Raw genomic sequence first — 24141 nt, forward strand, 5'->3', positions numbered from 1 at the left:
GCTATTGGCGAAGGCTGAACGCCACCGCCCGGCTTCGCCGTCTGTTCAGCCAGCGCGCCTACCATGGCGACCGGGTACTGACCCAACCGAGTTAAAGGAGAGCGACATGATCAAGCGTTCGATGGGAATGATGGCTCTGGTGCTGGCGATGGCGGGCGGCATGGCCGCGACGGGAAGCGCACGGGCTGCCGACGCGAACGTGGATTGCAAGCTGCGGTTCAATCTCTCGGGCTGGTCGATCATCTACAAGCACGCCGAGGGCAACGGCACCATCACTTGCGACAACGGCCAGCAGGCCACGGTCAAGATCGAAGTGGTCGGCGGCGGCCTGACGGCGGGCAAGTACCGCATCGACAACGGCAAGGGCGAGATCAGCCACGTGCGTTCGATCGACGACGTGTTCGGCGACTACGCCCAGGCCGGCGCCGAGGCCGGCGTGGTCAAGAGCGGCCAGGCGCAGGTGCTGACCAAGGGCACCACCTCGCTGGCGCTGGCTGGCACCGGCGAGGGCGTGAACCTCGGCGTGTCGATCGGCAAGTTCAGCATCAAGCGTCCGTAAGCTTTGCCGGTTTGACGCATGGGAAGGGCGCCCGAGGGCGCCCTTCTTTTTGGGCGCAGGCGTACACTTCCGGAGTTCCCTTTTCCCCGTGGAGTGCTCTCATGCGTCGTAACTTCCTGTTGTTCGCCTTGATTCTCCTGGTCGGAATGGTCGCCCCGGCTTTCGCCGACGACGCGCCGGCTTCCGCACTGCCGCAGGTGGGCCAGGCCGCGCCGGATTTCCGCCTGCAGGACCAGAACGGCAAGTGGCACACGCCGGCTGATTTCCATGGCCATTGGCTGGTGCTGTATTTCTATCCGAAGGACTTCACCCCGGGCTGCACCACCCAGGTCTGCACCTTTCGCGACGACGTCGCCAAGCTGCGCAAGGCCGGCGCGATGGTGGTGGGCGTGAGCCTGGACGACGTCAAGTCGCATGCCGATTTCGCCGCCAAGTACCACGTGCCGTTCCCGCTGCTGGCCGACAGCGACAAGAAGGTGGCCACCGCTTACGGCGTGCTGACCTCCAAGATGGGCATGAACTACGCCAGGCGCACCACCTTCCTGATCGATCCGGAAGGCAAGGTGGCCAAGGTCTACCAGGATGTGGATCCGGAGAAGAACTCCGCCCAGGTGCAATCGGACCTGACCACGCTGAAGTCCTCGGACAAGGCTTCGTCCTGATGCTGTTGAAGGTGCGCAAGGACACGGCGGGCTCGCGCGAGTTCGCCGCGTGGCCGGTCGCCGTCTGGTTGCTGCTGCTGCTCGCCGCCTATGGCGGCGTGCAGTACCTGCGCTTCGGCGTCTACGACTATCTGGCCGGCGCGCTGGGTGTGATCGTGGTCTGCGCCGGCTGCGTGCTGCGGCAGGAATGGGCGCGGCTGGCGATGCGCGCGACCGCCGTGCTGCTGGCGTGCTGGGCAGTCTATTCCGGCGTGGCGATGTGGCAGGGGCGCGAGCAGTTCGACATGGCGCGGCAGGCGGCGCTGGCCAATCCGCAGCTGGGCGACGTGGCCTTGCTGATGGTCGAGCGCGCGCGGCGCACCTTCCAGGTGGTGATCGCGATCAAGGCCATCGGCGTGCCCCTGCTGCTGTGGCTGGCCTGGACCATGGGCCGCCCCAAGGTCGCCGCGCAGTTCCATACGCGGCGGCGCTGAGCCGGCAAGTTCAGCCCGGGTTGTCCGGCGGCGGGCTATCGCTGCATGCCTTCCGCCCGAGGACGCCGCATGCGCCGCCTGATCCCGTCCACCTTCCTGGCCCTGGCCAGCCTGGGCCTGCACGCGCAGGACCTGGCCACCACCTGCCAGGCCAGCAGCAGCTACGACGTCACCTTGAAACCGGCCGAGCTGTCGTTCGACCGGCCGCAGCCGGCGCCCTTCCACGTCGAGCTGCATGACGGCAGCCTGCGCACCGACGGCCAGCCGGTATCGCTGCGGCCGGAGGACCAGGACCGCATCGCCCTGTTCGAACGCGAACTGCGCGCGCTGGCGCCGCGCGCCAAGAGCGTGGCGCGCAACGGCGTGGACTTGCTGGCGCAGTCGGTGCGCGAAGAAGCGGCCAACCTGGGCCTGAGCGCCGGCTCCATGGCCGACTTGAACCAGCGCCTGGACGCCCGCGTGGCGCAGCTGAAGCAACGCATCGACGCCAGCCAGAGCACCCACGACTGGCAGGGCGACCTGGCCGACCAGTATGCGAACCAGATCGCCAGCGACCTGCTGCCGGTGATCGCCGGAGACCTGGGCCAGCAGGCCGTGCAGGCCGCCATGAGCGGCGACATGCAGGCCGCCGCCAGCCTGCGCGACCGCGCCGGCGACCTGGCCACCCAGCTGCGCCCGCGGCTGGAGCAGCGCATGCAGGCGCTGCGTCCGCAGCTGCAGGCGCTGTGCCCGTCGATCCGCCGCCTGGCCGAATTGCAGCAGGGCGTGCCGGGCGCCAACGGACAAGCTCTGAACCTTTTGCAGATCGCCCAATGACGTCGGCAAACCGCTGCTGAGCGCGGCTTTTTTGGACACCCGGGGATTAATGCCCCGCTAAGCGGGCGAGTCCGAGCATAGCCGCATCGTCCACTATCCCAAGCACCGAACCGCCCGGAGGCGGTCGCCGTGTCGCATCTCGACCAGACTCTGTTCAACGCCCTGATCCGCCGCGGTATCGACGACCGCGACCTGCATCGGCGGGCCCTGGAGCGGGTGCGCGATCCGGCGCTGCAGATCCTGCTGTTCGAAAATCTGCAGACGCTGGACTCGCTGATCGCCGACCTGCAGTCGCAGGTGAGCGCCGATGGTGGCGACGCCGCACAGCGCGGTACCGCGGCCGGTGCGCTGCGTATCCTGCTGGCCGATCTTTCCACCCGCTTCGCCGCGCAGCGCGATACCGCGTGGGTGCAGTGCCTGGCCCGGCACGAATGCTGGCTGCTGCACAGCTTCGAACGCCAGCTGCAGCGCGCGGGCCGTCCCGAAGCCGGCCTGAGCCGCCAGCTCGACCGCCTGTACGGCATGCACCGCGACATGCACTGCCTGGCCGGCACCACGCATGGCTGATGCCGCCCATGGCTGAGAACCTCATGACCGACGCGCAGGATGTGCTGGCCTTCTGGTTCGACCCCGATCACGAGGCGCTCTGGTTCGAGCGCAACGACGCCTTCGACGAGGCCATCCGCAGCCGCTTCGGCGCGCTGCACGAGGCGGCCGCGCGCGGAGAACTCGACAGCTGGATCACCTTGCCCGAAGGCTGGATGGCGCTGCTGCTGGTGCTCGACCAGTTCAGCCGCAATCTCCATCGCGGCGATGCGCGCACCTTCGCCTGCGATGCCAAGGCGCAGCGGCTGGCGCTGGAAGGCATCGCGCAGGGTTTCGACGAACGTCTGCCGCCGGCCTGGCGCGTGTTCGCCTACATGCCGCTGGAACATGCCGAGGACCGCGCCCTGCAGGACCGCAGCGTGGCCCTGGTCGAAGGCCTGTGCGCGGCGTTTCCCGGCGAGGCCGTGTACGCCAACTATCTGAGCTATGCGCAGCGCCACCGCGAGGTGATCGAGCGCTTCGGCCGCTTTCCCCACCGCAACGCCGTGCTCGGCCGCACCTGCACACCCGAAGAGTTGCAGTACCTGGCGCAGCCTGGCGCCGGGTTCTAAGTTCCCTCCCCCTGCCTGGAAAGGAGTTCCACCATGCGCCGTCTCGTTCTGATGTCCGTGCTGGCGCTGGCCAGCGTTGCCGCACATGCCGCCAGCACGCTGCGCATCGGCAGCCAGGTGCTGACCGTGGGGGAAAGCGCCTCGCGCGCGATCCAGCTGCTTGGCGAGCCGAGCTTCAAGGAACCGATCGAGACCAGGCACGGCGGCTATGTCGGCCAGCGCTGGCAGTACCAGCGCGAGAACAGCCAGGTCACCACCCTCACCGTGATCGGCGGCAAGGTGACCAAGATCGAGGAACTCAGCAACTGAGCCTGCCTGTCCGCGCGGCGTTGCCTTACACGCCGCGGCGGCATGCGCCGCTGATGCGTTTCGCCGCGCAAGCCTAAATTCACTCTCACGGCGCTGGTGGCGCCATGGGAGTGAATCATGCGTTGCTGGATATGGGTGATCCTTTGCCTCTGCGCGGCAGCGCCGGCATGGGCGGACAGCTTGCGGGTCGGGCAGCAGGTGCTGGTCACCGGCGACAGCGCGGCGCGCGTAGTCGAGTTGCTGGGTCAGCCGGCCCACAAGGCCAGCGGCGGCAAGGCCGGGAAGGCAACGAACAAACGCAGCTCCAAAGGCGGCAGCCGCGCGAAACAGGCGGCAGGCAAGGCCACGGAAGGCGAGCGCTGGCAATACCGCCAGGGCCGCCGCACCGTCACCGTCGTGCTGGTGCAGGGCAAGGTAGCTCGTATCGAATAGCGGCGGCGCCGTAGCCGGCGCACGGATGCCGTGCCATAAAGGCGCCGATGCCAGGGAAGCCCGCCATGTCCACGCACAAATCTTCTTCGCACCACGCTCCGTCCGGCCTGCTGCGCGAACGCACCGCCGGCGGGCACGGCAAGGTGACGAACATCGAGCTGTTCTTCGACCTGGTGTTCGTCTACGGCGTGACCCAGCTGTCGCACACCCTGCTGCACGACCTCAGCCTGATCGGCGCGGCACACGTGCTGCTGCTGTTCCTGGCGGTGTGGTGGGTGTGGATCTTCACCGGCTGGGTCACCAACTGGCTGGACCCGGACCGCATCGCGGTGCGCGCCATGATGCTGGCGCTGACCTTCGCCGGCCTGCTGCTGTCGGCCTCGCTGCCGCAAGCGTTCGGCGAGCGCGGCCTGCTGTTCGCCGGCGCCTACGTGACGATGCAGGTGGGGCGTTCGCTGTTCATGGTGTGGGCGCTGCACCGCGGCGGCACTGCATCCCAGCGCACCAACTTCGTACGCATCCTGCTGTGGCTGTGCGTGGCCGGCGCCTGCTGGCTGATCGGGGCGTGGCAGGACGGCGCGCCGCGCTTCCTGTGGTGGATCGCCGCGCTAGGCATCGAATACCTCGGCCCGGCCGCGTATTTCTTCGTGCCGGGCCTGGGCCGTTCGACCACCGCGGACTGGGACGTGGAAGGCGGCCACTTCGCCGAGCGCTGCAGCCTGTTCGTGATCATCGCGCTGGGCGAGTCGCTGGTGGTCACCGGGTCGAGCTTCGCCGAATCCAGCGCCATGGCCGACGCGGCGCCCGCCTTCGTGGCGGCTTTCCTGGGCTGCGTGGCGATGTGGTGGATCTATTTCGACCTGGGCGCGGAGCGCGGCAGCCGCGCGATCCGCCATGCGGCCGATCCGGGGCGCACGGCGCGGCTGGCCTATACCTATCTGCACCTGCCGATCGTGGCCGGCATCGTGGTGAGTGCGGTGGGCGACGAACTGAGCCTCAGCCATCCGCACGCACGCTGCGAACTGCCGGCGGCCATCGTGCTGATCGGTGGGCCGCTGCTTTATCTGCTGGGCAATGCGCTGTTCAAGATGACGGCGGGGCGCTGTCCTTTCCCGCTGTCGCATCTGGTGGGGCTGGTACTGCTGGCCCTGCTGGCGGTGCCTGCTTTGCAGCTGTCGGTGTTCTGGCTGGCCACGCTCACCACGGTGGTGCTGCTGGTGGTGGCGGTGTGGGAGACCTTGTCGCTGCGCGGCGTGCGGCGGCGCCTGGCAACGCACGCGGGGCACGGATAAGCGTCACGGACCGGCGTAGGTTGGGGTGAGCGCAGCGAACCCCAACAGGTGCATCGCCGGATGCGGCCCACGTTGGGGTTCGCTGTGCTCACCCCAACCTACATTGCTAGCGGCGCGCGGTTTCGCGCAATTCGCCCAGCAGGCGTTCGGCCGTCCATGCCACCGGCTTTGCTTCCGCCTCGCGCACCAGCTCGACGATGCGCCGGTTGACCGGCGCCGCGCGCCCCGCACGCTCCGCCAGTTCCACCACCGCGCCATGCAGCGCATCGACCTCGGTGCGCCGCCCCGCCTGCAGATCTTCCCAGGTGGACGAACGCGCCAGCGGATCGATCGCCAGCATCCGCGAGGCCAGGCGCGCGAACAGCGCATCGGGCAGCTTCAGTAGCGCGGGCAGCCAGCGCGGCGGCAATGGCGTGAGCTTCGCGACCGGAAGATGCAAGCGAGCGAAGATCCCCAGCGCTTCCGCCTGCGCCAGCGCCAGGCAACGCCGCCATCCCCGCTGCGCCAGCTCATCGCGCAGCGGCAAGCCCGACAGCGCATTGATCGCATTGTTGAGATTGAACAGCAGCTTCGCCCGCTGCACCGCCGCCATGTCGCGGCGCGGCTCGATCGGCAGCCCGGCGGCGGCGAACACCGGCAGATAAGGCTGCAGCGCCGGATGCTCCTCCATCATCAGCTCCCCGCTGGAACCCTGATGGAACACACCCGGTTCCCGCTGCAGCACATTGAACGGCACCATGCCCGCCAGCACCGTGCGGCCGGGCAGGGCGGCGCGCAGCGTGTCGGCGTTGTGCAGGCCGTTCTGGAAACTGATCACCAGCGCATCCGGCGGCAGCACCGCGGCCAGCTCCTGCGCCGCCTGCGCCGTATCGCCGGATTTCACCGTCACCAGCACCAGCGGCGCGGCCGCATCCGCCGGCGCCGTGCACAGGTCGAGCGACGCGCCATCGATCGTCCGATGAAACCCATGCAGATCGGTCAGCGTCATCCCGCGTTCGCGCAACGTCGCCCGCATCCGATCGCGCACGATAAAACGCACCGCCGCATGCCCGTGCAAGCGCCCGCCGAGATAGCCACCGACACTGCCGGTGCCATAGACGGCGATGTCCGCTGCCGCGCTCAAGCCACCGCCGCCGCGGCGGCACGCCCCGCGACCCGCCCGGAGAACAGGCAGCCGCCGAGGAAGCTCCCTTCCAGCGCGCGATAGCCATGCAAGCCGCCACCGCCAAACCCCGCCGCCTCGCCCACCGCATACAAGCCCGGCAAGGGCTGCCCGTCTGGCGCCAGCACCCGCGCCTGCAGATCGGTCTCCAGCCCGCCCAGCGTCTTGCGCGTCAGCACGTGCAGGCGCACCGCGATCAGCGGCCCATTGGCCGGATCCAGCAATCGATGCGGCTTGGCCACGCGCACCAGCTTGTCGCCGCGATAGCGCCGCGCGTTATGGATGGCCATTACCTGCGCATCCTTCGCGTAAGGGTTGTCGAACTGCAGGTCGCGGGTCTCGATTTCGCGCCGCAGCGCAGCGGCATCGATCAGGCCCTCGCCGGTGAGCGCATTCATGCCGGCTACCAGTTCTTCCAGCGTGTCGCGCACGATGAAGTCGCGGCCGTGCTGCTTGAACGCTTCCACCGGCGCCGGCGCGCCCTTGCCGACGGCGCGCCTGGCCACCTGCCGCCAGCTCTTGCCGGTGAGGTCGGGATTCTGCTCGGAACCGGACAGCGCGAACTCGCGCCGGATGATCTGCTGGTCCAGCACGAACCAGCTGTAGTCGTAGCCGGTCTGGCGCAGCCAGGCCAGCGTGCCCATGGTGTCGAAGCCCGGCCACAGCGGGCCGGGCAGGCGCCGGCCGGTGGCGTCGAACCACAGCGAGGACGGGCCGGGCAGGATGCGGATGGCGTGGGCGGGCCAGATCGGATTCCAGTTCTCGATGCCTTCCACGTAATGCCACATGCGGTCGCGGTTGATCAGCTGGGCGCCGGCCGCTTCGCTGATCGCCAGCATGCGGCCGTCCACGTGCGCCGGCACGCCGCACAGCATGTGCGCGGGCGCGGGGCCGAGCCGGCTGGGCCAATGCTGGCGCACCAGCTCATGGTTGGCGCCGATGCCGCCGGAAGCGACGATCACCGCCTGCGCGCGCTTTTCGAAATCGCCGGCCACCTCGCGCGTGCTCGGCCGTCCGCGCTCGATCGCATCCGGCGCCAGCACCGCGCCGCGCGCGCCGACCACCGCGCCGCCTTCCACCAGCAGCTCATCCACCCGATGGCGGAACGCGAATTCGATCAGCCCCTTCGCCTGCGCCGCACGCGCGCGCCGCACGAACGGCTCCAGCACGCCGGGGCCGGTGCCCCAGGTCACATGGAAACGCGGCACCGAATTGCCATGCCCATACGCGCCATGCCCGCCGCGTTCGGCCCAGCCCACCACCGGAAACCAGCGCATGCCCATGCCGTGCAGCCAGGCGCGCTTTTCGCCAGCGGCGAAGTCGACATAGGCCTCGGCCCAGCGCCGCGGCCAGTAGTCTTCCGGCCGGTCGAACGCGGCCGTGCCCATCCAGTCGGCCAGGGCCAGCGCGTGCGAATCGCGCACGCCCATGCGGCGCTGCTCGGGCGAGTCGACGAAGAACAGCCCGCCGAACGACCAGAACGCCTGGCCGCCCAGGCTCTGTCCCGGCTCCTGTTCGAGCACCAGCACGCGCCGCCCGGCATCCGCCAGTTCGGTCGCCGCCGCCAGTCCGGCCAGGCCGGCTCCGATCACGATCACATCCCAGCCGTCCCGCATATGCGTGCTTCCCCAGGCCGATAGTCCGGCCAACTTAGCGGCTGGCGGCGCGCCTGCCTATGCGCGACGCCGCATGTGACCGATGGCAGGGCATGACGGCTGGCCCATGCCGCTGCGCCGGGCGCCGACGCATCGTCTGCAACATGGGCTGGCGGAGGGCCGGGCCATGCCACGAGGGGATCGACCATGCGCAAGACTTCCGCCACCACCTTGCTTGGCCTCGCCCTCGCTCTGGGCCTGGCCATGGCCTTGCCGGCGCAGGCCCGCACCATTCAGGTCGACGACGACAGCTGCGGCTACCGCACGCCGTACGACGTGCGCGTCGATGCCTCCGGCATCCGCTTCCAGCGCGACGACGGCAAGCCCGGCGACGTGTTCATGCACGACGGCCAGCTGCGCGTGGACGACCGTGCGCTCGCCGTCTCCGCCGCCGACGCTGCGCGGCTGCGCCAGTACGAGGACAAGGTGCGCGCGCTGCTGCCCGAAGTGGCCGGCATCGCGCGCGACGGCGTCGACGTCGGCTTCGCCGCGATGCGCACGGTGCTGATGACCTTCGCCGAAGGCGAGGGCGAGCGCCGCAAGCTGGTCGAGCGCCTCGACCGCCGCCATGCGCAGGCGCGGGCCGATATCGACAGCACGCTGGGCCGCGGCATCTGGAAGCACGGCGCGGTGAGCGAAGCGCTGACCGACAGCGTCGGCGAGACGGTCGGCGACCTGGTGGGCAAGGTCACCGCCAGCGCGGTGACGGCCGCGCTCAGCGGCGACCAGGCCAAGGTCGCCGCGCTGGAAGCGCGTGCGCAATCGCTGGACAAGAGCATCGACAAGGAAATGGACGCGCAGGGTGAGCGCCTGGGCGAACGCGCCAAGGCGCTGTGCCCGCGGCTGCAGGCGCTGGGTCAGTTGCAGCAGCAGTTCCAGTTCCGCCTGGCCGACGGCTCGCGCCTGCAGCTGGTCACCTACGAGAAGCACAACGACAAGACGCCGGCCAAGCAGGAACCGGACGTCGCCTCGCGCTGAGGCGAGGCGAAACGAGCGCTCCCGCGCTTTCCCCCCACGGACGCTCCACTCCATGCCGCGTTCATCCCCATGGCGCGGCCTTTTTCTGCGCGCCGTTGCCGGGTTCCGGCTGCGCGCGCATGGCTGCTAGGCTTGAAGTCCGCCTTCCCCGGATGGACTCCCCGCCATGCACGATTTCCTGGTGCGCCTGCATTTTTCCGAAAATGCGATCGACCACCTGATCAATCTCGGCGCCGCGCTGCTGATCCTGCTGCTGGGCCTGTGGCTGGCCGCACGCGTCGCCAACTTCGCGCTGCGCGCCATGCAGCGCGCGAAATTCGACCCGACCCTGAGCGGCTTCCTGCGCAACCTGATCAACGGCGTGCTGATCGTGCTGCTGGTGGTGATGGCGCTGCAGCAGGCCGGCGTGCCGTCGGCGCCGCTGATCGCCGCGCTCAGCACCGCGGGCCTGGCCATCGGCCTGGCCTTGCAGGGGTCGCTCAGCAACCTGGCCTGGGGCGTGCTGCTGATCGTGTTCCGGCCGTTCCGCGTGGGCGACTACATCACCGCCGGCGGCATCGACGGCACGGTGGATTCGATCAACCTGATGCACACCTTGCTGGTGCTGCCGGACAACCGCGAGGCGATCGTGCCCAACGGCAAGATCGGCGCCGACGCCATCGTCAATTTCAACCGCCGCGGCACCCGCCGCTTCGAGCTGAAGGTGGGCATCGGCTACGGCGACGACATCGGCAAGGCCATGGACGTGGTGCGCGAGCTGTTCGACGCCGACGAGCGCATCCTGCGCGACCCCGCGCCGGGCATCTGGACCGAATCCCTGGGCGACAGCGCGGTGAACCTGGTGATCCGCGCCTACACCCGCAGCGGGGATATCTGGGGCGCCCAGACCGACCTGCTGCGCCGGATCAAGGAGCGCTTCGAGGCCGCGGGCATCTCCATTCCGTTCCCGCAGCGCGAGCTGCGGGTGGTGCAGGGAAAGCTGCCGGACTGACGCTTCTGCCCCCTCTCCCCGCCGGGGAGAGGGCTGGGGTGAGGGGGCGGGCGGAGCGTGGAAGCGGGAGCAGCAAGCAAGCCCCGCCCTGTCGATCCGTTTTGGCGAGCACCCACCCCTCATCTGCCTGCCGGCATCTTCTCCCCGGAGGGGAGAAGAGTTCCTGTGCATACGTATGCGCATGGTCCCCCGCGACCAAGATCGATCCAGACGGGACCGGGCGCCTTCGCTATGATTAGGCTCTTGCGTGCCGCCATCCCCCACGCGCGGCGCCATCGACATCGCAGGAGTAACCATGGCCGACCTGAAAGAAGCCCGCGTGCCGGATATCGGGCACGACAACGTCCCGGTGATCGAAGTACTGGTGAAGCCCGGGGACAAGGTCGCGAAGGAACAAGGCCTGATCACCCTGGAGTCGGACAAGGCCACCATGGAAGTGCCCGCGCCGTTCGCCGGCACGGTCAAGGAAGTCAAGCTCAAGGTGGGCGACGAGGTGTCCGAGGGCGCCGTGATCGCCATCATCGAGGCCGACGAGGGCTCCGCCCCCGCGCCTGCACCCGCGCCGGCCACCCAGGCCGCCGCCCCGGCCCCCGCGCCGGCTCCCGCTGCCGCCCCGGCCAAGGCCGCCGAACCCAGCCGCGCCGCTCCCGCGCCGGCCGCCGGCGGCGTGCGCGAAGCCCTGGTGCCGGATATCGGCGGCCATGAAGGCGTGCCGGTGATCGAGGTGCTGGTCAAGGTCGGCGACACCGTGGCCAAGGACCAGAGCCTGATCACGCTGGAATCGGACAAGGCCACCATGGAAGTGCCCGCCGCGTTCGGCGGCGTGGTGAAGGAGCTGAAGGTCAAGGTCGGCGACGAGCTGTCCGAAGGCGCCGTGATCGCCCTGATCGAGAGCAGCGAAGGCGCCCCGGCCGCCGCGCCGGCGCCGGCCCCGGCACCGGCCAAGGCCGCCGTGCCCCAGGTGGAAGAAAAGCCCGCCCCGCTCGGCGGCCGCGGTGTCCTGCCCGGCAACGCGCCGGAAGGCGACGTGGCGCCGGCCGCCCGCCCGCCGTTCGACTCGCGCATCGTGATGCCGGGCGACGCCCCCTACGCCAGCCCCGCCATCCGCGCCTTCGCGCGCGAGCTGGGCGTGGACATCCGTCAGGTCAAGGGCAGCGGCCGCGGCGGCCGCATCGTGCGCGAGGACGTGGCCTCCTACGTCAAGCACGCGCTGGCCTCCGGCGCGCGTCCCAGCGGTCCGGCCCAGCCGGCCGGCGGCGGCCTCAACCTGCTGCCGTGGCCGAAGGTGGATTTCGCCAAGTTCGGCGCGATCGAGGAGAAGCCGCTCAGCCGCATCCAGAAGATTTCCGGCGCCAACCTGGCGCGCAACTGGGCGATGATCCCGCACGTCACGCAGCACGAGGACGCGGACATCACCGAGCTGGAAGCCTTCCGCAAGAAGCTCGGCGAAGAGAACAAGGACCTGAAGATCACCCCGCTGGTGTTCCAGATCAAGGCGGTGGTCGCGGCGCTGAAGAAGTTCCCGCAGTTCAACGCCTCGCTGGACGAGACCGGCGAAAAGCTGATCCTCAAGAAGTATTTCCACGTCGGCATCGCGGTCGACACGCCGGACGGCCTGGTCGTGCCGGTGATCCGCGACTGCGACAAGAAGGGCCTGCTGGACCTCGCCGTGGAACTGGGCGAAATCTCCAAGAAGGCGCGTGACAAGAAGCTCGGCCCGAACGACATGTCCGGCGGCTGCTTCTCGATCTCCTCGCTGGGCGGCATCGGCGGCACCGCGTTCACGCCGATCGTCAATGCGCCGGAAGTGGCCATCCTGGGCGTGTCCAAGGCGCAGACCAAGCCGGTGTGGAACGGCAAGGAATTCGCCCCGCGCCTGATCCTGCCGCTGTCGCTGAGCTACGACCACCGCGTGATCGACGGCGCACTGGCCGCCCGCTTCGCCTCCTTCCTCGCCACCCAGCTCGGCGACATCCGCCGCCTGCTGCTCTGACGCGGAGACCGACGACATGGCGAATACGATCGAACTGAAAGTCCCCGACATCGGCGGCAACGAGAACGTGCCGGTGATCGAAGTGCTGGTGAAGGCCGGCGACAGCGTGACCAAGGACCAGAGCCTGATCACGCTGGAGTCCGACAAGGCGACGATGGAGATCCCCTCGAGCGCGGCCGGCACCATCAAGGAATTGAAAGTGAAGGTGGGCGACGAGCTGTCCGAAGGCGCCGTCATCGCCATCCTCGAAGTCGCCGGCGACGCCGCCGCGCCCGCGGCCGAAGCGCCGAAGGCCGCGGCGCCCGCTCCGGCACCGGCGCCTGCGCCGGCACCCGCCGCCAAGGCTCCGGCACCCGCCCCGCAGGCAGCCGGCGCCTCCGGCCGCAGCGCCGACATCGAATGCAAGCTGGTGGTGCTCGGCTCCGGCCCCGGCGGCTACACCGCCGCGTTCCGCGCCGCGGACCTTGGCGTGGACACCGTGCTGGTCGAGCGCTACGCCACCCTGGGCGGCGTCTGCCTCAACGTGGGCTGCATCCCGTCCAAGGCGCTGCTGCACGCCGCCGCCGTGATCGACGAGGCCGAGGCGATGGCCGCGCACGGCGTCAGCTTCGGCAAGCCGAAGCTCGACCTGGACAAGCTGCGCTCGTTCAAGAACAAGGTCGTGGCCCAGCTCACCGGCGGCCTGGCCGGCATGTCCAGGCAGCGCAAGGTGCGCACCGTGCAGGGCGTGGGCACGTTCGTGTCGCCGCACGAACTGGAAGTGGAGACGGCCGAAGGCAAGAAGCTGATCCGCTTCGAGCAGGCCATCATCGCCGCCGGCTCGCAGTCGGTGAAGCTGCCGGCCTTCCCGTGGGACGACGAGCGCGTGATGGATTCCACCGGCGCGCTGGAATTGAAGGACGTGCCGGCCAAGCTGCTGGTCGTCGGCGGCGGCATCATCGGCCTGGAAATGGCCACGGTGTATGGCGCGCTGGGCAGCGAAGTGACCGTGGTCGAATTCATGGACCAGCTGATCCCCGGCGCCGACACCGACCTGATCAAGCCGCTGGCCAAGCGCCTGGGCGGCAAGCTCAAGGGCGTGCACCTTAAAACCAAGGTCACCGAGGCCAAGGCCACCAAGAAGGGCATCGAGGTCGCCTACGAAGGCGACAGCATCCCCGAGACCAAGCTGTTCGACCGCGTGCTGGTCGCCGTGGGCCGCTCGCCCAACGGCAACAAGATCGGCGCGGACAAGGCCGGCGTGGCGGTGACCGAGCGCGGCTTCATCAACGTCGACACGCAGATGCGCACCAACGTGCCGCACATCTTCGCCATCGGCGACCTGGTCGGCCAGCCGATGCTCGCGCACAAGGCCACCCACGAGGCGCGCGTCGCCGCCGAGGTGGTCGCCGGCATGAAGAGCTACTTCGATGCGCGCGTGATCCCGTCCGTGGCCTATACCGATCCGGAAGTGGCATGGGTGGGCGTGACCGAGCGCGAGGCCAAGGAGAAGGGCCTGAAGATCGGCGTGGGCAAGTTCCCCTGGGTGGCCAGCGGCCGCGCCATCGGCATCGACCGCACCGAAGGCTTCACCAAGCTGATCTTCGACGAGGAAACCCACCGCGTGGTCGGCGGCGCCATCGTCGGCCCGCATGCGGGCGACCTGATCGCCGAGATCACCCACGCTATCGAGATGGGCAGCGAGGCGGCCGATATCGGCCTCACCATCCATCCGCACCCCACCTTGAGCGAGTCGGTGGGCATGGCGGCGGAGGTGTACGAAGGCACCATCACCGACCTGTATATCCCCAAGCGGAAGTAAGTGCCGCCGTCATTGAAAAGCCTGGGCCTGCCCAGGCTTTTTCTCTTGGCTGGCCAAGCCGCGCATCATGTCATTTCCTTACGCCGGCTCGCCATGGCGATAAATCAGAAAGTTTTCGTTCTGCCGCCTGCACGGCAAAACGCGCGATGAAAGTCATTTCAAGAGCTGGTCCGTGCTGACGCGTTCGCGCGTTCTGATATTTTCCATGGCTGCTCGAAATCGCCGATCCAATCCCGCCCTGGCCCATCGTGCTTTCCGTTGCCGATACCGCCGGGGGCCGACACCGCCGGGAAGTCATTGTTCGCCCGCTTGCGCATGTTCAAGAGACCAGGAGACACGTCGATGGATCCTTCGCCCAGCCTTCCGGCCGGCCTTTCGAAAGCCGTTGCGGTCCTTCGCGTGACGGCGGGGAACTTCCTTGAGCAATTCGACTTCTTCCTGTTCGGGTTCTACGCGACGCAGATCGCCCAGGTCTTTTTCCCGGCGCAAAGCGAATTCGCCTCGTTGATGATGACTTTCGCCGCCTTCGGCGCCGGATTCCTGATGCGGCCGCTCGGAGCGATCGTGCTTGGCGCCTATATCGACAACGTCGGCCGCCGCAAAGGTCTCATCGTCACGCTGTCGATCATGGCCAGCGGCACGATCCTGATCGCCTTCGTACCGGGCTACGCGACGATCGGCCTTCTGGCTCCCGCGCTCGTGCTGCTCGGACGCTTGCTGCAGGGCTTTTCGGCCGGTGCCGAGCTGGGCGGCGTGTCGGTGTATCTGGCCGAGATGGCCACGCCGGGCCGCAAGGGCTTTTTCACCAGCTGGCAATCGGCGAGCCAGCAGGTCGCGATTGTCGTGGCGGCCGGCCTGGGTTTCGCGCTCGATCGATGGCTGAGCGCGCCGGTCATCGCCTCGTGGGGATGGCGCATACCGTTCCTCGTCGGCTGCATGATCGTGCCGTTCATCTTCATCCTGCGCCGCCGCCTGGAGGAGACGCAGGAATTCAAGGCACGCCAGCATCGGCCGGACATGAAAGAACTGCTCGGCACGCTGGCGCGGAACTGGGTCGTGGTGATCGCCGGGATGATGCTGGTGGCCATGACCACCGCGAGCTTCTATCTGATCACCGTCTACGCGCCGACCTTCGGCAAGACGGTTCTGCACCTCAGTACCGCCGACAGCCTGCTCGTGACGCTGTGCGTTGGAGTGTCCAACTTCGTATGGCTGCCGATCGGCGGCGCGCTCTCCGACCGCGTCGGCCGCCGGCCGCTTCTCGTCGGCATGACCGTGCTCGCCATCGCTACCGTGTATCCGGCGTTGTCCCTGCTTGCCCATGCGCCTTCGTTCGTCAGCATGCTGCTCGTCCTGCTGTGGCTCTCCTTCATCTACGGCATCTATAACGGCGCGATGGTCGCCGCGCTCACGGAAGTGATGCCGGTGCAGGTGCGCGTCGCCGGATTCTCGCTGGCGTACAGCCTCGCGACGGCTGTGTTCGGCGGTTTCACGCCAGCGGTTTCCATGGCGCTGATTCACATGACGGGCGACAAGGCCGCTCCCGGCTACTGGATGAGCTTCGCCGCGGCATGCGCACTCATCGCGACGTTCGTGCTCTACCGCCGCGGCGCATCTGCGTTGGCGCCGGCGCACTGACGCCAGGCTCGTCCCGCCTCACGAACACCGCCAGATCCGTACGGGCACCGCCATGAAAAATCCTATCCTGAAACTATGCGCGGCCTCGATCGTCGCGGCCTCCGCCTGCTTCGCGAACGTGCAGGCCGCCCAGTTGCAAGTGATGACCTCCGGCGGATTCACCGCCGCCTACAAGCTGCTGGGCCCGCGGTTCGCCGCCCATACGGGCCATACGCTCGAGACCACCTTGGGGCCGTCGATGGGCAAATCGCCCGAGGCGATACCGAACCGGCTTGCGCGTGGCGAACCCGCGGACGTCGTCATCATGGTCGGTTACGCGCTTGACGAGTTGATCACGCAAGGCCGGGTCCTGCCGGGGTCACGGGTCGAGCTGGCCGATTCGCGTATCGGCATGGTGGTGCGCGAAGGTGCGGCGAAACCGGACATCCGGTCGGTCGAAGGCTTCAGGCAGGCGCTGCTGCAGGCGAAATCGATCGCCTATTCGGACAGCGCAAGCGGTGTCTATGTCGAGCGGGAGTTGTTCAGGAAGCTTGGCATCGAGGACCAGGTCAAGTCGAAGGCGAAGATGATTCCGCGGGTTCCGGTGGCGTCGGTCGTGGCCAACGGTAACTACGACGTCGGCCTCCAGCAGGTGAGCGAACTGCTTCCCGTGCGGGGGGCAACCTTCGTCGGCAAGATTCCCGAGTCGCTGCAATCGGTCACGCGCTTTGCCGGCGGCGTCCCCGCGGGCGCCCGGCATCCGGAGGAAGCCAAGGCGCTGCTCGACTATCTCGCGTCGCCCGAGGCGCAGCCGGAGGTAAAGGCGACGGGGCTCGATCCCGTTCCCGCACACTGAAATGCGGCGCCGGAAAAAGCCCGGGCATGCCCGGGCTTTTTCTTTGCCTTGCGCCGAGCTCAGTTCGACTCGGTGAACTGGATGTACGGCGTCGAGCCGCCACCCGTCGAGCAGCTGCCCAGGTTGAGGTTGTTGCTCTCGCCCGTGCTGCCGGAGTTGGCCACGCACGACGGCGCCGAGGTGGAGCCGTTGGTCACCGCCAGCTTCGCGGTGATCGACGAGCCGGTGTTGAACTTGGCCATCGAGCCGCCGGCATTGCCGACCACGTTCCACTCGCCCACCTTCCACACCGTCGCCAGGTACAGCACGCTGTCCTTGCCGCTGGAGCTGTAGGCCTGGGTGCCGTTGGTGAACACCACGGTGTCGTTGCCGCCCGAGCTCACCGTGCCGGTCAGCTTCACGTTGGCCAGCTGGGTGGCCGGCACGTCCGGCGCGGTGGCCGCGGCGCTGTTCTTGTAGCAGTCGCCGGCGCCGTCGCTGCCGAAGCCGCTGGGGCAGCTGCTGCCGCCGTAGCCGATCAGCCAGTACTGCATGAACACGGCCGCCTGGCCGTCCACTTCGTAGTCCGGCGCGTACACGTACTGCTGCCACACGGTACAGCCGGAGTGGCCTTTGCAGGCCGAGGTGGTGTCGTCGAAGCTGGAGTTGATCTGCAGCGAATACTCGTTCGGGCCGAGGATGCCGCCGCCGCCGTAGGCGGCCACGCCCACGCCGGATTCCGAAGTCACGCCGGTCACGCTCGGGAAGCTGCCCACCGCCTTGGTGATCAGCGTGGACGAATGCAGCGTGTAGTCGTTGCCGTTGCCGGCGTTCTGCGCGGGGCCGAAGCTGCGCCAGCGCGGCGTCGGCGTCACGCGCGGGATCGCCGCCGTGCATGCGGCGCGCTCCCACACGACGCTGGGATAGGTGGCATGGAAGCAGCCTTCGGCGGGCGTGGCGATATGCGAGATGTCCTCGCGCCACTGCGCATGGGCCTGCGCTTCCAGCGCACCGACCAGGTCGGTGGTGGGCTGCGCGGCATAGGCCGCGGAAACACAGGCGGCGCTGAGCACGCCGGCGGCTACGACAAACGTCAACTTCGCAAGCATTGAATTCTCCCTGATGCGAAAAATAAGTTTTCGGTTCCGGCGCTGGAGGATTCCAGCCGCCGGTTTCGGGCAACAACTCACCTGCGCGCCGACCGCATCGCGGTGGCGACGATTCATGCGACTACCTGTGCTCCGCTGCATCCCACGGCGGAGAGTCGAGCGATGACGCATCCCCTGAAAGAGCGTCCGGCCATCCGGGCCACAAACGTTCCGGCGGCTTTGGTAATGCATCTTCGGTGCGCTTTGCAAATCGAAAGAGACTGCGTCAAACACCTGCGATGCAAATCGCCCGATGCGCGCGCGAAGGCGCTTCGCACATGCCTTGAAAATAGCTTCCGGGTGAAAGAGAACGCGCGCCGTTAATGATGTTCAACGATTCGTGCATTCGAAAAAACGCGCGATGCGAATACGTGTGCAAGGTGTGAAGAGCGAACGCTCGTCACTCCGGCCTGCGCCGGAATGACGAGGTGCTGCTACGAGTGCCCGTGCTGCTTGTCCGCCGCTATCGCCGCCTCGATCCGCTTGTGCAGCCCGTCCAGCATGCTGACCACCTCGTGCACCGTGCCCGCCATCTGGCTGGCCACGTGCAGCAGTTCGCGCGGCTGGTAATCGTCGTTGTCGAAGTCCAGCCCCATGTCCATCGCATGCGGGCCGTTCAACACCAGCGGAATGTCGGCCGCCAGATTGTTGAGGCTGGCGGTCTGGGACGCGTAGATGGACGAATAGGCGCGCAGGCGCTCGTTGTCGATCCAGCTGGCGGACTGGTTGGCCACGGCCAGGTCCCAGGCTTCGCGCCGCAGCACCGGCCAGCGGTAGTCCAGGTACAGGCCGTCGGGTGCGTTCGCATGGGCGTGCTGGCGGATCGTTTCGTCCGAGGCATGCGCCTTGATGTCGGCGGCGAGCACGTCGCGCAGGTGGGCCAGTGCTTCCATGCGCGCCCGGTCGTGTTCGAGCACGCGCTCGATCTCGGCCAGGTTCTGCTGGATCTCCGCATCGATGCGCACGCTGGCCTCCTCGGCCGCGTGCTTGTGATGGACATGCTCGATCCACGCCTCCAGCCCCAGCGCGGTGAGGATGCTGAGCACGATCATCAGATAATGCTTGATGAAATCCTTGAGCGATTGCAGGCGCGTTCTGGGCAATTCGAGGTGCATGGCAGCGTCCGGGCGGCGATATGCGGGAAACTGCCGAGCCTAACCGAAGGCGCCGCGGGCCGGCAGTGCGCAAGGGCTTGCAAAGCGCCCGGCACGGCGGCATCTGGTTTTCTTTGACTGGCGAGGTGACCCATGAGCTTGAACGTCTGTCTGGCAGGAGCCACCGGCTGGGCCGGTTCGGAACTGGCGCGCGGCCTGGCCGCCACCGATGGCCTGAAGCTGGTGAGCGCGGTATCGCGCAAGCATGCCGGTGGCACGCTGGGGCAGGCGCTGGGCGATGCGCGCCTGGATGCGCCGGTGTTCGCCACCGCCGCCGAGGCCCTGGCCCGGCCGGTCGACGTGTTCATGGAATACACCAGGCCCGACAGCGCCAAGGCCAACATCCTCGCCGCGCTGGAACACGGTGCGCACGTGGTGGTGGGCACCTCGGGACTGAGCGATGAGGACTACGCGCAGATAGACCAGGCCGCGCGCGCCAGGGGCCGCGCCGTGCTCGCCTGCGGCAACTTCGCGCTGACCATGGTGCTGCTGCAGAAATTCGCCGAGCAGGCGGCGCAGTACATCCCGAGCTGGGAAATCATCGACTACGCCTACGAAGGCAAGCCGGACGCTCCCAGCGGCACCGTGCGCGAACTGGCCGGACGCCTGGGCCAGGTGCGCCAGCCGGAACTCGGGCTGCCGCTGGAGCAGACCCGCGGCGTACGCGAGACGCGCGGCGGCACCCTGGGCGGCGCACAGGTGCACGCGGTGCGCCTGCCGGGCTTCGTGCTCGGCGCCGAGGTGATCTTCGGCATGCCGGACCAGACGCTCACCCTGCGCCATAACGCCGGCAGCAGCGCGAAGCCTTACGTCGACGGCGCGCTGCTGGCGCTGCGCAAGGTGCCGGGTTTGGCGCCCGGCCTGCACCGCGGCCTGGACAAGGTGCTGGAAATCTGAGGCCTCAGCCGTGCGCGGCGCCGGTGTCGTCGTGTTCCAGCGCATGCACCAGATGGCCTTCCAGCTGGTGCAGGTGCGACTGGATTTCCTGCGAGGTGCTGATCATCTGCCGCAGCACGGTGGCGAATTCCAGCGGATCGACCGCCGCATGGAGTTCGATCCGCGTGCGCAGCGCCGCCATGCTCGGCGCATTGAGCAGGATGATGCTGTCGTGGGTCAGCCAGTTGGAGGCGTCGTGCAGGTCCGCATAGGCCGCGGAATAACGGCGCAGGTCGGCATCGTCCATCCAGCTGGCCGACTGGTTGGCCACGGCCACGTCCCAGGCCTGCGAGGCCACGGTGGGCCAGTTCACGCTCAGCTTGAACGAGGCGTGGCGCGCCTGGATATGCTGGTTGATCGCCGCCGCGGTGGCGCCCGCGCGGATATCCGCGCTCACCGTCTCGTCCAGTTCGATCAGCGGCTTGATCAAGGCCTCGTTGGTCTTGATCGACAGGCGCACGTCGCTGAGGTTGGCCTCGATCTCCGCGCGGATATGCCGGTTCGCCGTTTCCGCCGCATGCGCATGATGCGAGCGCTCGATCCACGCCTCCAGCCCCAGCGCGGTAAGAATGCTGAGCACGATCATCAGATAGTGCTTGGTGAAATCGGTCAGCGAATGCAAGCGCATTTTCGGCAGTTCGAGATGCATGTCGTACGTCTCGGCGAGGCTGGAGGAGGCGCAGCGTAGCCGATCCCGGCGCGGCGCAGCAGTGCGCCTAGCCGTGCTCGAACAGGTCGCCCTGGGCGACGAAGCTGTCCTGCTCGACGAAGCCGGAGAGCCCCACCCCGACCAGCCGGTAGCGGCTTTCCGCCGGCCGCTCCACGCGGGCGCGCAGGGCGCAGGCCAGGTCGGCCAGTTCTTCGGCTGACGTGGGGCGCGTCGACGGCGTGAGGCTGCGCGTCAGCGTGTGGAAGTCGCTGGTCTTGAGCTTCAGCACCACGGTGCGCGCGATGCGGCCATGCGCGCCTGCCGCCTCGCGTTCGTGCGCGGCCCAGGTCTTCCCGGCCAGGCGGCGGATATGCGGTTCGAGTTCGTCCAGCGTGAGGTCGCTCTCGAAGGTGTCCTCGGCGGAGACCTGCAGGGTGGGGCGGTCCGGTTCCACCGCGTGTTCGTCGATGCCCAGCGACAACTCGTGCAGGCGCCGGCCCCAGCGGCCGAAGCGCTGTTCCAGTTCTTCCGCCGCGACGTTGCGCAGCTCGCCCACGGTGGCGATATGCATGGCGGTGAGCTTGGCTTCCATCACCTTGCCCACGCCGGGCAGGCGGCCCACCGGCAGCGGGGCGAGGAAGTCCAGCACCTGGTGCGGGCGGATCACGAACAGGCCGTCCGGTTTCTTCCAGTCCGAGGCGATCTTGGCCAGGAACTTGTTCGGCGCCACGCCGGCCGAGGCGGTGAGCTGCGTTTCCTCGCGGATCGCCGCGCGGATCGCCTCGGCGGTGGCGGTGGCCGAAGGCAGCGCGGTGATCGACGAGGTGACGTCCAGGTAGGCCTCGTCCAGCGACAGCGGTTCGATCAGCTCGGTATGCCGCGCGAAGATCTCGCGCACCTGCCGCGACACCGCCTTGTAGCGGCTGAAATCCGGCGGCACGAAGATCGCCTGCGGGCACAGCCGCTCCGCGCGCACCGCCGGCATCGCCGAACGCACGCCGAACTTGCGCGCCTCGTAGCTGGCCGCGCACACCACCGAACGCGCGCCGCGCCAGGCCACCACCACCGGCTTGCCGCGCAGCTCGGGGTCGTCGCGCTGCTCCACCGACGCGTAGAACGCGTCCATGTCGATGTGGATGATCTTGCGCGGAGGCGGTGGCACGAGCGGAGCGGCAGGGATCGCGAGCGTGGATGGCGGCGAGAGTTAAGCACGGAACCGCCGCGCCTGCCCGATCCGCTGCCGGGCTTGCCCATTTCTGCCGATCCGCTGGCGCGACGCTTGAAGGCACCGCGCCGGCCCGCAGATCACGTGCACTTACCGCCCCGCCTGCCAGGATGGGCGGCAATCACGCGAGGAAAAACCGATGAAGATCCTGATGGTGCTGACGTCGCACGACCAGCTCGGCGATACCGGCCGCAAGACCGGCTTCTGGCTGGAAGAATTCGCCGCGCCGTACTACGTGTTCAAGGACGCCGGCGCGCAGATCGTGCTCGCCTCGCCCAAGGGCGGCCAGCCGCCGCTCGATCCCAAGAGCGACGAGCCCGACGCGCAGACCGAGGCCACCCGCCGCTTCCGCGCCGATGCCAAGGCGGTGGAGGCGCTGGCCCATACCCAGCCGCTGGCCGAGGCGGCCAAGGCGCAGTACGACGCCGTGTTCTATCCCGGCGGGCACGGCCCGCTGTGGGACCTGGCGGAGGATGCCGACTCCGCCGCGCTGATCGAGCGCACCTACGCCGCCGGCAAGCCGGTGGGCGCGGTGTGCCACGGGCCGGCGGTGTTCCGCCACACCCGTTTCAAGGGCGAGCCGCTGGTGCGCGGCAAGCGCGTCACCGGCTTCACCAACGGCGAGGAAGCCGCGGTCGGGCTCACCGACGTGGTGCCGTTCCTGGTCGAGGACATGCTCAAGGCACATGGCGCGGAGTATTCGAAGAAGGCCGACTTCCACCCCTACGCCGTCACCGACGGCAACCTGGTGACGGGACAGAACCCGGCGTCGTCGGTGGATGCGGCCAAGGCCGTGCTGGCGCTGCTGCGCAACGAGGACTGAGCCGCGCGCGGAGACGGGCAGGGCGGCCTGCCCGTCTCCATGCTGCCGCGCATAGGGCATAGGTCATCAGTCATGCGGGGGCGTCCCGGGTTATCGTCGACGCTTATGACCGATACCTCACCTTCGTACCTCCGCCGCCTCGGCACCTGGGACGCCGCCGCCATCGTGATCGGCGGCGTGATCGGCGGCGGCATCTTCCGCAGCACCTCCACCGTGGCCGAGCGCACCTCTTCCGGCGCGGAACTGCTGCTGCTGTGGGCGATCGGCGGCGCGCTGACCCTGGCCGGCGTGCTGTGCTACGCCGAGCTGGGCGCGCGGAGGCCGCAGGCGGGCGGCATCTACATCTATCTGCGCGAGGCCTTCGGCCAGCTGCCGGCGTTCCTGTTCGGCTGGACCATGGCGCTGATCAACTATCCCGGCAGCGTGGCGGCGGTGGCGACCACCTTCGCCGATTACTTCTGCGCCGCGGTCGGCCTGCCGCTGCCGTGGGTGAAGCCAGTGGCGGCGGCGGCGATCCTGTTCATCGTCGGCGTGAATTTCTTCGGCATCCGTGCCGGCTCGCGCATGCTCAACCTGTTCACCGTGCTGAAGCTGGCCGCCATCGCCATGCTGGTGGCGGCGGCGCTGGTGCTGGCGCGCGGGCATCTGGGCATGGCGCTGGCGCCGGATCCGGTGCACCAGGCGCGGCCCTGGGATTTCCTCGGCGCCTTGTTGCCGGTGCTGTTCACCTACGGCGGCTTCCACTACCTCAACGACCTGGCCGGCGAAGTGCGCGAACCGCAGCGCACGCTGCCGCGCGCACTGGGCCTGGGGCTGGCGGCGGTGGTGCTGTGCTATCTGCTGGTCAACTTCGCTTATCTGGCCGGGCTCGGCCATGCGGGCCTGGCCGCCAGCCATGCGCCGGCCGCGGACCTGATGCACAAGCTGTTCGGCGAAGCCGGCGCGCGGGTGATGGCGATCGGCATCGCCTGTTCCACCTTCGGCTATTGCAGCATCGCCATTGCCGGCGGCGCGCGCGTGCTGCAGACCATGGGCGCGGACGGCATGTTCTTCCGCGCGGTGGGCCGCATCGACGCGCGGTCGCGCGCGCCGCAGGTGGCGTTGGCGGTGCTCGGCGGCTGGGCCATCGTGCTGGTGCTGTCCGGCAGCTTCGGCCAGCTGCTCAACTACACCACGGTGGGCGAGTGGCTGTTCCATGCCTTCGGCATTGCCACGCTGTTCTGGTATCGCCGCCGCTTCGCGGCGGAGCCGGCGCCGTACCGGGTGCCGTTCTATCCGGTGCTGCCGTTCCTGTTCGTGCTGACGGTGCTGGGTGTGATCGCGGCGACGGTGTTCGATTCGCCGGGAGACGCCGGCATGAGCCTGCTGCTGGTGCTGGTCGGCGTGCCGGTTTATCTGGTGTGGCGTGCGTGGCAGCGGCGGCAAGGTCCGGCGTGACGCCGTAGGTTGGGGTGAGCGCAGCGAACCCCAACAA

At 68.5% G+C, this 24141-nt stretch carries 24 protein-coding genes; 18 read left to right on the plus strand and 6 right to left on the minus strand.

Going from position 1 to position 24141, the window contains the following annotated elements; translation table 11 throughout:
• The first annotated feature begins 106 nt into the window (after window positions 1–106).
• The 9 genes from FHW85_RS18570 (at window position 107) to FHW85_RS18610 (ending at window position 5700) form a co-directional block, all read left to right on the plus strand.
• Window positions 107–559, plus strand: a complete 453-nt coding sequence (locus FHW85_RS18570) for a hypothetical protein (protein WP_167252665.1) — start codon at window positions 107–109, stop codon at window positions 557–559.
• A 101-nt stretch (window positions 560–660) separates the two neighbouring features.
• On the plus strand, window positions 661–1221 hold the full coding sequence (locus FHW85_RS18575) for a peroxiredoxin (RefSeq protein ID WP_168649246.1): 561 nt from the start codon (window positions 661–663) through the stop codon (window positions 1219–1221).
• Complete coding sequence (locus FHW85_RS18580) at window positions 1221–1694, plus strand: hypothetical protein (protein WP_168649247.1); 474 nt, start codon at window positions 1221–1223, stop codon at window positions 1692–1694. The genes FHW85_RS18575 and FHW85_RS18580 overlap by 1 nt, the downstream gene beginning before the upstream one ends.
• Before the next feature lie 69 nt (window positions 1695–1763).
• Window positions 1764–2510, plus strand: coding sequence for a DUF2884 family protein (locus FHW85_RS18585; protein ID WP_168649248.1), 747 nt, complete (start codon window positions 1764–1766; stop codon window positions 2508–2510).
• A gap of 129 nt (window positions 2511–2639) precedes the next feature.
• Window positions 2640–3077, plus strand: a complete 438-nt coding sequence (locus tag FHW85_RS18590) for a PA2169 family four-helix-bundle protein (RefSeq protein WP_168649249.1) — start codon at window positions 2640–2642, stop codon at window positions 3075–3077.
• Between the two features lie 8 nt (window positions 3078–3085).
• Window positions 3086–3667, plus strand: coding sequence for a DUF924 family protein (locus tag FHW85_RS18595; protein ID WP_243867818.1), 582 nt, complete (start codon window positions 3086–3088; stop codon window positions 3665–3667).
• 33 nt (window positions 3668–3700) lie between these two features.
• On the plus strand, window positions 3701–3976 hold the full coding sequence (locus FHW85_RS18600) for a DUF2845 domain-containing protein (RefSeq protein ID WP_167252659.1): 276 nt from the start codon (window positions 3701–3703) through the stop codon (window positions 3974–3976).
• A 117-nt stretch (window positions 3977–4093) separates the two neighbouring features.
• On the plus strand, window positions 4094–4408 hold the full coding sequence (locus FHW85_RS18605; protein WP_168649250.1) for a DUF2845 domain-containing protein: 315 nt from the start codon (window positions 4094–4096) through the stop codon (window positions 4406–4408).
• A 65-nt stretch (window positions 4409–4473) separates the two neighbouring features.
• A complete protein-coding gene (locus FHW85_RS18610) occupies window positions 4474–5700 on the plus strand; it encodes a low temperature requirement protein A (RefSeq protein WP_168649251.1) in 1227 nt (408 codons plus the stop codon).
• 106 nt (window positions 5701–5806) lie between these two features.
• Here the strand turns inward: FHW85_RS18610 and FHW85_RS18615 are convergent, their stop codons facing one another.
• Both FHW85_RS18615 and FHW85_RS18620 read right to left on the minus strand, forming a co-directional pair.
• Window positions 5807–6823 carry a 2-dehydropantoate 2-reductase gene (locus tag FHW85_RS18615; protein ID WP_168649252.1) on the minus strand — a complete coding sequence of 339 codons (1017 nt, stop codon included), beginning with the start codon at window positions 6821–6823 and terminating at the stop codon, window positions 5807–5809.
• Entirely contained in the window at window positions 6820–8478 is a 1659-nt protein-coding gene (locus tag FHW85_RS18620; RefSeq protein WP_168649253.1) for an FAD-binding dehydrogenase, read from the minus strand. The genes FHW85_RS18615 and FHW85_RS18620 overlap by 4 nt, the downstream gene beginning before the upstream one ends.
• 186 nt (window positions 8479–8664) lie before the next feature.
• Between FHW85_RS18620 and FHW85_RS18625 the strand changes: the two genes are divergently transcribed.
• From FHW85_RS18625 to FHW85_RS18650, 6 genes are all read left to right on the plus strand, one after another.
• Window positions 8665–9495, plus strand: a complete 831-nt coding sequence (locus tag FHW85_RS18625) for a DUF2884 family protein (RefSeq protein WP_168649254.1) — start codon at window positions 8665–8667, stop codon at window positions 9493–9495.
• Window positions 9496–9661: 166 nt separating this feature from the next.
• Window positions 9662–10486, plus strand: coding sequence for a mechanosensitive ion channel domain-containing protein (locus FHW85_RS18630; protein WP_167252653.1), 825 nt, complete (start codon window positions 9662–9664; stop codon window positions 10484–10486).
• Window positions 10487–10781: 295 nt separating this feature from the next.
• Window positions 10782–12479, plus strand: coding sequence for a dihydrolipoyllysine-residue acetyltransferase (gene aceF, locus FHW85_RS18635; RefSeq protein WP_168649255.1), 1698 nt, complete (start codon window positions 10782–10784; stop codon window positions 12477–12479).
• Between the two features lie 16 nt (window positions 12480–12495).
• Entirely contained in the window at window positions 12496–14280 is a 1785-nt protein-coding gene (lpdA, locus tag FHW85_RS18640) for a dihydrolipoyl dehydrogenase (RefSeq protein ID WP_168649256.1), read from the plus strand.
• 342 nt (window positions 14281–14622) lie between these two features.
• Complete coding sequence (locus tag FHW85_RS18645; RefSeq protein WP_168649257.1) at window positions 14623–15918, plus strand: MFS transporter; 1296 nt, start codon at window positions 14623–14625, stop codon at window positions 15916–15918.
• A 52-nt stretch (window positions 15919–15970) separates the two neighbouring features.
• Complete coding sequence (locus FHW85_RS18650; RefSeq protein WP_168649258.1) at window positions 15971–16753, plus strand: substrate-binding domain-containing protein; 783 nt, start codon at window positions 15971–15973, stop codon at window positions 16751–16753.
• A gap of 59 nt (window positions 16754–16812) precedes the next feature.
• Here the strand turns inward: FHW85_RS18650 and FHW85_RS18655 are convergent, their stop codons facing one another.
• Window positions 16813–17841 (minus strand): hypothetical protein, encoded by a 1029-nt coding sequence (locus tag FHW85_RS18655; protein WP_167252648.1) that lies wholly within the window; start codon window positions 17839–17841, stop codon window positions 16813–16815.
• A 473-nt stretch (window positions 17842–18314) separates the two neighbouring features.
• On the minus strand, window positions 18315–18995 hold the full coding sequence (locus FHW85_RS18660) for a hypothetical protein (protein WP_168649259.1): 681 nt from the start codon (window positions 18993–18995) through the stop codon (window positions 18315–18317).
• 132 nt (window positions 18996–19127) lie between these two features.
• Between FHW85_RS18660 and dapB the strand changes: the two genes are divergently transcribed.
• Complete coding sequence (gene dapB, locus FHW85_RS18665; protein ID WP_167252646.1) at window positions 19128–19931, plus strand: 4-hydroxy-tetrahydrodipicolinate reductase; 804 nt, start codon at window positions 19128–19130, stop codon at window positions 19929–19931.
• A 4-nt stretch (window positions 19932–19935) separates the two neighbouring features.
• On the opposite strand, the gene FHW85_RS18670 is transcribed toward dapB, so the two are convergent.
• Both FHW85_RS18670 and dinB read right to left on the minus strand, forming a co-directional pair.
• Window positions 19936–20619, minus strand: a complete 684-nt coding sequence (locus FHW85_RS18670; protein ID WP_168649260.1) for a hypothetical protein — start codon at window positions 20617–20619, stop codon at window positions 19936–19938.
• Window positions 20620–20686: 67 nt separating this feature from the next.
• Complete coding sequence (gene dinB / locus FHW85_RS18675; RefSeq protein ID WP_167252644.1) at window positions 20687–21781, minus strand: DNA polymerase IV; 1095 nt, start codon at window positions 21779–21781, stop codon at window positions 20687–20689.
• 202 nt (window positions 21782–21983) lie between these two features.
• Between dinB and FHW85_RS18680 the strand changes: the two genes are divergently transcribed.
• Both FHW85_RS18680 and FHW85_RS18685 read left to right on the plus strand, forming a co-directional pair.
• Window positions 21984–22667 carry a type 1 glutamine amidotransferase domain-containing protein gene (locus tag FHW85_RS18680; RefSeq protein ID WP_167252643.1) on the plus strand — a complete coding sequence of 228 codons (684 nt, stop codon included), beginning with the start codon at window positions 21984–21986 and terminating at the stop codon, window positions 22665–22667.
• A 105-nt stretch (window positions 22668–22772) separates the two neighbouring features.
• A complete protein-coding gene (locus tag FHW85_RS18685) occupies window positions 22773–24104 on the plus strand; it encodes an amino acid permease (protein ID WP_168649261.1) in 1332 nt (443 codons plus the stop codon).
• The last annotated feature ends 37 nt before the right edge of the window (window positions 24105–24141 follow it).

The sequence above is a fragment of the Dyella sp. SG609 genome (genome assembly GCF_012275375.1).
GTDB lineage: Bacteria > Pseudomonadota > Gammaproteobacteria > Xanthomonadales > Rhodanobacteraceae > Dyella_D > Dyella_D marensis.

What these genes read in the sequence shown, in the direction of transcription:
- FHW85_RS18655 (WP_167252648.1), bottom strand. Translation starts at nt 17,841, where the DNA reads ATGCTTGCGAAGTTGACGTTTGTCGTAGCCGCCGGCGTGCTCAGCGCC.
- FHW85_RS18680 (WP_167252643.1), top strand. Translation starts at nt 21,984, where the DNA reads ATGAAGATCCTGATGGTGCTGACGTCGCACGACCAGCTCGGCGATACC.
- lpdA (WP_168649256.1), top strand. Translation starts at nt 12,496, where the DNA reads ATGGCGAATACGATCGAACTGAAAGTCCCCGACATCGGCGGCAACGAG.
- FHW85_RS18605 (WP_168649250.1), top strand. Translation starts at nt 4,094, where the DNA reads ATGCGTTGCTGGATATGGGTGATCCTTTGCCTCTGCGCGGCAGCGCCG.
- FHW85_RS18625 (WP_168649254.1), top strand. Translation starts at nt 8,665, where the DNA reads ATGCGCAAGACTTCCGCCACCACCTTGCTTGGCCTCGCCCTCGCTCTG.
- FHW85_RS18585 (WP_168649248.1), top strand. Translation starts at nt 1,764, where the DNA reads ATGCGCCGCCTGATCCCGTCCACCTTCCTGGCCCTGGCCAGCCTGGGC.
- FHW85_RS18595 (WP_243867818.1), top strand. Translation starts at nt 3,086, where the DNA reads ATGGCTGAGAACCTCATGACCGACGCGCAGGATGTGCTGGCCTTCTGG.
- FHW85_RS18630 (WP_167252653.1), top strand. Translation starts at nt 9,662, where the DNA reads ATGCACGATTTCCTGGTGCGCCTGCATTTTTCCGAAAATGCGATCGAC.
- FHW85_RS18650 (WP_168649258.1), top strand. Translation starts at nt 15,971, where the DNA reads ATGAAAAATCCTATCCTGAAACTATGCGCGGCCTCGATCGTCGCGGCC.
- FHW85_RS18570 (WP_167252665.1), top strand. Translation starts at nt 107, where the DNA reads ATGATCAAGCGTTCGATGGGAATGATGGCTCTGGTGCTGGCGATGGCG.
- FHW85_RS18660 (WP_168649259.1), bottom strand. Translation starts at nt 18,995, where the DNA reads ATGCACCTCGAATTGCCCAGAACGCGCCTGCAATCGCTCAAGGATTTC.
- FHW85_RS18610 (WP_168649251.1), top strand. Translation starts at nt 4,474, where the DNA reads ATGTCCACGCACAAATCTTCTTCGCACCACGCTCCGTCCGGCCTGCTG.
- FHW85_RS18580 (WP_168649247.1), top strand. Translation starts at nt 1,221, where the DNA reads ATGCTGTTGAAGGTGCGCAAGGACACGGCGGGCTCGCGCGAGTTCGCC.
- FHW85_RS18670 (WP_168649260.1), bottom strand. Translation starts at nt 20,619, where the DNA reads ATGCATCTCGAACTGCCGAAAATGCGCTTGCATTCGCTGACCGATTTC.
- FHW85_RS18645 (WP_168649257.1), top strand. Translation starts at nt 14,623, where the DNA reads ATGGATCCTTCGCCCAGCCTTCCGGCCGGCCTTTCGAAAGCCGTTGCG.
- FHW85_RS18620 (WP_168649253.1), bottom strand. Translation starts at nt 8,478, where the DNA reads ATGCGGGACGGCTGGGATGTGATCGTGATCGGAGCCGGCCTGGCCGGA.
- FHW85_RS18600 (WP_167252659.1), top strand. Translation starts at nt 3,701, where the DNA reads ATGCGCCGTCTCGTTCTGATGTCCGTGCTGGCGCTGGCCAGCGTTGCC.
- FHW85_RS18685 (WP_168649261.1), top strand. Translation starts at nt 22,773, where the DNA reads ATGACCGATACCTCACCTTCGTACCTCCGCCGCCTCGGCACCTGGGAC.
- FHW85_RS18575 (WP_168649246.1), top strand. Translation starts at nt 661, where the DNA reads ATGCGTCGTAACTTCCTGTTGTTCGCCTTGATTCTCCTGGTCGGAATG.
- aceF (WP_168649255.1), top strand. Translation starts at nt 10,782, where the DNA reads ATGGCCGACCTGAAAGAAGCCCGCGTGCCGGATATCGGGCACGACAAC.
- dapB (WP_167252646.1), top strand. Translation starts at nt 19,128, where the DNA reads ATGAGCTTGAACGTCTGTCTGGCAGGAGCCACCGGCTGGGCCGGTTCG.